Annotated in this window: 6 protein-coding genes and 1 other annotated feature; all 6 genes read left to right on the forward strand. The window is 36.7% G+C overall.

Annotated elements, in window-relative coordinates; translation table 11 throughout:
- The first annotated feature begins 128 nt into the window (after positions 1-128).
- Positions 129-845, forward strand: a complete 717-nt coding sequence (locus tag HNQ37_RS08290; RefSeq protein ID WP_183541243.1) for a YoaK family protein — start codon at positions 129-131, stop codon at positions 843-845.
- 114 nt (positions 846-959) lie between these two features.
- Positions 960-1,031 (forward strand) — a sequence feature (ribosomal protein L21 leader region).
- 26 nt (positions 1,032-1,057) lie between these two features.
- Positions 1,058-1,366, forward strand: coding sequence for a 50S ribosomal protein L21 (gene rplU, locus HNQ37_RS08295; protein ID WP_183541255.1), 309 nt, complete (start codon positions 1,058-1,060; stop codon positions 1,364-1,366).
- A gap of 11 nt (positions 1,367-1,377) precedes the next feature.
- On the forward strand, positions 1,378-1,725 hold the full coding sequence (locus tag HNQ37_RS08300; protein ID WP_183541246.1) for a ribosomal-processing cysteine protease Prp: 348 nt from the start codon (positions 1,378-1,380) through the stop codon (positions 1,723-1,725).
- The gene (gene rpmA / locus HNQ37_RS08305) at positions 1,718-2,002 is read left to right on the forward strand and encodes a 50S ribosomal protein L27 (RefSeq protein WP_183541249.1); all 285 of its coding nucleotides are present in this window, start codon (positions 1,718-1,720) and stop codon (positions 2,000-2,002) included. Before HNQ37_RS08300 ends, rpmA begins: the two co-directional genes overlap by 8 nt.
- 113 nt (positions 2,003-2,115) lie before the next feature.
- Positions 2,116-3,465 (forward strand): 23S rRNA (uracil(1939)-C(5))-methyltransferase RlmD, encoded by a 1,350-nt coding sequence (gene rlmD, locus HNQ37_RS08310; RefSeq protein WP_183541252.1) that lies wholly within the window; start codon positions 2,116-2,118, stop codon positions 3,463-3,465.
- Positions 3,466-4,037: 572 nt separating this feature from the next.
- On the forward strand, positions 4,038-5,003 hold the full coding sequence (locus HNQ37_RS08315; RefSeq protein WP_246415641.1) for an NAD(P)-dependent oxidoreductase: 966 nt from the start codon (positions 4,038-4,040) through the stop codon (positions 5,001-5,003).
- Positions 5,004-5,146 lie beyond the last annotated feature (143 nt).

Genomic DNA, 5,146 nt, shown 5'->3' on the forward strand with positions numbered 1-5,146 from the left:
GACTTGGATGAATTGTTATCCAAGAAAAATGTTCAAGTATCAGACACCATTTCAGATGTATCGGGGTGGCTAAATTAAATTTGCAATTTGCCGTTAAAATATCATTTTTATAGGAGAAAGATTGAAAATTGGATTCAGATATAAAAAGTATTAAAGAAAAGTTAAGAATTGCTTCACTTCTTGCAGTAAATGCAGGGTTTATTGATGCTTACACTTTTTTCCACTTTCAAGGACGATTTGCAGGTGCTCAAACTGGTAATCTGGTCCAAGCTGGTATTGCTCTTGCGCAAGGGAACTGGCAACTGACTGGAAATTTTCTTATGCCTATACTTTTTTTTATGGTGGGAATTGCCTTTAAAACAGTAGTTACGCACATCAGAGTGAAGCATAAACTGGATAGTACAACCTATCTACTTTGGGTTCAGTTAATTTTTATCTGGTTATTTGTGACTTTCTATTCTGCTTTCTTTCAAGTCAATGGAACTTTGGAAATTTCAATACTTAGCTTCATCATGGCTATCCAAATGAATAATTTCACTGTGACACATGGCTTAGGATATGGCTCAATATTCTCCACGGCAAATATGCGGTCATTTGCTCAAGGTTTAGTTCAATACGGACTGACAAGGGATAAAGCTGACCTAAAAAAAGCAGGTGTTTATTTTTCACTTGTGTTCAGCTTTTTAACTGGAGCTGTTATGTCTACTTGGCTTCAATACTTTTTCGCAGGTTGGACTTTGTATGGATCGGTTATTATCTTGGTAATTGTGATTTATATCTTTCATTCAGAGCTTGTTAATATGAAAAAATACCTGCTAAGAAGTTATAATAGTTTGGACAAATAATGTGCAACTAGTGAAGTAAGTAAGTGTGTAAGTGTCAATCATTTGCAAAAAACATAAATAATGTGTATAATACAGAAGTTGTCTTTGTGTGGAAATGATTCTTAAGTGGAATTTCACATTGTACAACCGCTCGGAAACGCGTTAAAGAGGTTTGGCCCACGCAGGACGGCGAGTCTAACTATAATCACGAAAGGAGAAACACAATGGCAGATATCTATGCAATTATCAAGACAGGCGGTAAGCAAGTTAAGGTCGCAGTTGGCGAACCTGTTTACGTTGAAAAACTTGGCGCAGAAGCAGGTGACACTGTAACTTTTGAGGAAGTTATCCTCGTTGGTGGTGAATCAGCTGTAATTGGTGCACCATTTATTAAAGGTGCATCAGTTACTGGTGAAGTTGAAAAGCAAGGCAAGCAAAAGAAAATTGTAACTTTCCAATACAAACCTAAAAAACATAGTCACCGCAAGCAAGGTCATCGTCAACCATATACTAAGGTGATGATTACTGCAATTAATGCTTAATTTGAAGAATAATGATTAAAGTAATCATTAAAGAGAAGAATAGCAAGATTTGGTCTTATGAGATTTCAGGTCATGCAGAATCTGGCGAATATGGACACGATGTGGTCTGTGCGGCAGTTTCAGTTCTTGGCATCACAACAGCAAATAATCTATATAAGATGGCAAAGATAAGACCTTTGGCTGAAATGGAGTCAGGTTATTTAAAAGTTGAGATTCCGATCACTCTTTCTAATAAGCAATCAGAGAACTCACAATTTCTTCTCACCGCATTTGTTAATGCTCTTGAAGAAGTGGTTGCTGAGTACTCACAATACATTGAACTAGAACATGAAGTAAAGAAGGAGGCAAATAATGCTTAAACTTGATTTGCAACTCTTCGCCCACAAAAAAGGTGGAGGATCAACTTCCAATGGTCGTGACTCACAAGCTAAGCGTCTTGGCGCTAAAGCTTCTGATGGACAGGTCGTAAATGGAGGCACAATCCTTTTCCGCCAACGCGGTACACATATTCATCCAGGTACTAATGTTGGTCGTGGAGGAGATGATACGCTTTTCGCTAAGATCGAAGGTGCAGTTAAATTTGAAATGAAGCATGGTAAGAAACAGGTTTCTGTTTATCCAGCAGCTGCTAAATAACTAAATTTGTCCCGAAAGGGACTTTTTTTATTTAACGAGGTTAATGGCTTCCAACTGCATTTTTGATATAGAAAAAAAGTTGAAGAAACAATTTTTTTTCTATATAATGGTGTATGAAGAAAAACGAGAGCTTTGAAGTAGAAGTATTAGATTTGACTCATGAGGGAATGGGAGTTGTCAGAGTCGACAACTTTCCTTTTTTCGTTGAAAATGCACTTGTCGGTGAACGGATTCGCTTTAAAATAGTAAAAATTGGGAAGAATTTTGGTTTTGGAAAAGTTGAAGAAATTCTTCGGAAGTCACCTTTTCGTGTCGAATCCAATGATCTTGACTTTTTGAGGACAGGAATAGCAGATATTTCTCATCTAGAATACTCTGAGCAATTAAAGTTCAAGAAAAAACAGGTTGAAACCGTCCTAAGTAAGTCTGGAATTGAGTTTGCAGTTGAAGACCCTATTGCTGCAAAAAATATAACTGCATACAGAAATAAAGCCCAAATTCCAGTTCGCAACTATAAAGGTCAGCTTGAAACAGGGTTTTTTCGAAAAAATTCGCACAATTTGATTCCAATTGAAGATTTTTATATTCAAGATAAGGTAATTGATCAATTGATAGTTGCGGTTCGTGACCAATTACGAAAGGAAAATCTAACTGCTTTTAATGAAGTAAGTGGTAAAGGATTAGTTAGGAACATTGTAATTCGCCGTGCACATAAAACTGGTGAGATCATGCTTATTTTAGTTGTCTCAAAATCAATAAAAGTTAATTTTGATAAATTGATCGCGACCTTCCCAGATATTAAATCTATCCAACTTTCAATTAAAACAGATAAAGGTAATGCCATTTTTGGGAAAAAGTTTGAATTATTGGCAGGTCAAAAATTTATCACAGATGAACTCCTTGGAAAAAAATTTGAAATCTCAGCACAAAGCTTCTATCAGGTGAATTCAGAGCAAGCAGAAATACTCTATCAAGTTGCCTACAATTATGCTGATCTTAAGCCAAGTGACATTATTATTGATGCTTATTCAGGTATTGGAACAGTTGGAATCTGTGTGGCAGATAAAGTTGCTAAAGTGTATGGTATGGAAGTCATCCCTGAGGCTATTGATAATGCGAATCTCAATTCCAAATTGAACCATGTTGATAATGCTCATTATGTGGTAGGGACAGCAGAAGATGTTATTGCCAAATGGTTAGCTAAGGGGATTAAACCAGATGTTATTTTTGTCGATCCGCCAAGAAAAGGCTTGGATGAAGCTTTTATAAAAGCTTCATCCAAGTCTGAGCCTCGTTGTATAGTGTATATCTCTTGTAATCCAGCCACCTTGGCTAGGGATGTTGTTAGATTTCAAGAACTGGGGTATTATCTTAAAAAAGTGCAACCTGTTGATCTTTTTCCACAGACGCACCACGTTGAGGTGATAATAATGATGACGTATTGTGGTCGAGAGGGGAAATAAGACGATTTAACCACAGTATGCTGTGGTTTTGGAGAAAAAAAAAAAGGGGGCTGAAAAATGCACTTTTTCAGCCCCTTTTTTTAGTCTGTTTTATAGATGACATTTGGTATTTTGAAGATGACACCCTAAAAAAATTTCACAGAGGTAAAGCCAAAGGCATTGAAAGCAAAAATTCTGATGCTTTTGTTTTATATATTAACGAAAACAATTTTATAACGCTGCCATCAGGCAGACGCATATGTGAATATGTTCTCGGTTTTAGAAAAGCATAATTTATATAATCGGAAGTTTAATAAATCTATTATAAGGCATTTATCCGAGAGGCCATGTTCTTCGTTGCTGAAACACATAACCTTTTTTTGTTGTGCGCCCAGTATGGCTCACTCTAATGGGTGAAAGTCGTGTGTTCTGAAAGCTATCATTAATATTTGACAATAAAAAGGACTTAGGTTTATAATGATGAGTAAAAATATAAAAAGTTCTGATATTTCTCTCGCAGGATATAACGAAGAAGATGTGGGACTTGAAATTGTAAAGATCAAACGGATTTTCTTCGAAGCATAATATTGAGCATGAAGGGTGGTTTAGCAATGAAGGTTCTAATGGTCGGCTATTTTACCGAGATTTCAAAAATAAATATTGTAAGGCAATTTCCGGAGGGCTGGGATATTGTAATTGTCCCGCCCGGAGAAGAAATGTTGCATCATATTGAAGATTGCCAGGTTATCATACCTGATCATATTAAAGTGGATCATAGCCTGCTTTCTGTTGCAAAAAAATTAAAATTGGTACAAACGGGTGCAGGATATGATAATGTAGATATTGATGCCTGCACGCAGCTTGGTATTTGGGCAGCCAATGCTGCAGGAGTGAATTCACAGGCAGTAGCCGAGCACGTAATGGCGCTGATATTGTCTTATTATAAGAACATACCATTTCTTGATGCTTTCATGAAAAACAGAATAGATGAAAATCAATTGGGCTATACGGGAAGTGAATTAAAAGGCAAAACGATTGGAATTATCGGCTTTGGCGCCATCGGCAAAAAAGTTGCTGAGTTTTGCAGGGCTTTTGATATGTATGTGCTTGCATATGCTAGAAATCCCAATGTGCAGTCTAATGGTTTCGTTAAAATGACGGATTTCGATCATCTTGTAAGTGCATCAGACATAGTAACTGTACATGCTTCCCTGAATCCGCAGACCAAACAGCTAATCAACAAAGAAGTATTTAAAAAAATGAAGAATACTGCACTTTTTATCAATACAGCCCGCGGTGGAATTGTCAATGAAAGAGACTTAATCGATGCATTAAAAAACGGAGATATTGCAGGTGCATGCCTGGATGTGTTTGAGTCTGAACCGCTTCCAACTGACAGTGAACTCCGGGAGCTGAGAAATGTGATACTTACTCCTCATACGGCAGGCATGCCTGACGGTCATAAATTTCATAAAAAAAGATATGATTTCTTTGTGAATAATATAAAACGTGTAGAAAATGGTGAAGAGCCGGAAAGCAAGCTTAATCAGTTATGGTAACTTGGTATAATCAGAGTAAGAGTCTTTAGGCGTGTTTTTCATCAGGAATATTTGGCAAATTGTAAAATTAGTTTAGCCACCTGAAGCAAGAAAAAAACACCTGAATTTCTTATACTTGAATTTGAAAGAAGACAAGTAGAAAA

Origin of the sequence: Lactovum miscens (assembly GCF_014202895.1) — a bacterium.
Classification (GTDB): domain Bacteria; phylum Bacillota; class Bacilli; order Lactobacillales; family Streptococcaceae; genus Lactovum; species Lactovum miscens.

Excerpts from the sequence above, each read along its gene's own strand:
- HNQ37_RS08300 (WP_183541246.1), top strand. The coding sequence starts at position 1,378 with ATGATTAAAGTAATCATTAAAGAGAAGAATAGCAAGATTTGGTCTTAT.
- rpmA (WP_183541249.1), top strand. The coding sequence starts at position 1,718 with ATGCTTAAACTTGATTTGCAACTCTTCGCCCACAAAAAAGGTGGAGGA.
- HNQ37_RS08315 (WP_246415641.1), top strand. The coding sequence starts at position 4,038 with ATGAAGGGTGGTTTAGCAATGAAGGTTCTAATGGTCGGCTATTTTACC.
- rlmD (WP_183541252.1), top strand. The coding sequence starts at position 2,116 with ATGAAGAAAAACGAGAGCTTTGAAGTAGAAGTATTAGATTTGACTCAT.